At 50.1% G+C, this 692-nt stretch carries 1 protein-coding gene; it reads right to left on the bottom strand.

What is annotated here, in order from left to right; all coding sequences use genetic code 11:
• Positions 1-116 precede the first annotated feature (116 nt).
• A partial coding sequence (locus tag ACTHUM_RS16810; protein WP_440403528.1) for a DUF502 domain-containing protein occupies positions 117-692 on the bottom strand: 576 nt, incomplete at its 5' end.

Below are 692 nucleotides of genomic sequence, written 5' to 3'. Positions count from 1 at the left end.
GTTTGGTCTAAGTATTGCTCGCTGATAAGGCCGCAATAGTTGGTACGCATAAAATCACCTTTTTATATTGTTCAATTTAAAAAAGAAGGAAAGGCCGTCTGAAAAAAAAGAAGACCTTAATTGTTATGTTCGGTATCACCGTCTTCTGACGGTTTTTGGGCAGATAGGGCTTTAACCGGTAAGTCGTCCGGCATGACCATGCCCAGTGAAATTACATATTTCAATGCCTGATCCACGCTCATGTCCAGCTCGCGAACGTCGTTTTTTTTAACCATGATGTAATAGCCGCCGGTCGGGTTGGGTGTGGTTGGGACGTAAACAGAAATATAGTCGTCATCTTGCGGCAGGCTGCCTTTGAGTTTGGCGGGAATATGGCCGGAAACAAAGGCTATCGTCCAAATGCCCGGTTGTGGAAAGGGAACCAGTACGGGGGTTTTGAACGAGCGGCTGCTGTCGGAGAGCAGGGATTCGGAAACTTTTTTAACGCTGGAGTAGATGGATTTGACGACGGGAATGCGTCCTAAAAGGCTGTCCCATGCGCCGAGAATCCGCCTGCCCAATACGTTGGCGGCGAATACGCCGGTAACGAACAAGACGACTGTGGCGGCGACGATGCCCAAGCCGGGAATGTTGAACCCCCAGAAATGCTGGGGCTGCCAGCTTTCCGGCAATAGGCTGATCAGTCTGTCGGC

The sequence above is a fragment of the Neisseria sp. P0021.S006 genome (genome assembly GCF_051956895.1).
Note: the sequence above shows the minus strand (reverse complement) of the source record. Positions and strands in the feature narration are given on the sequence as shown.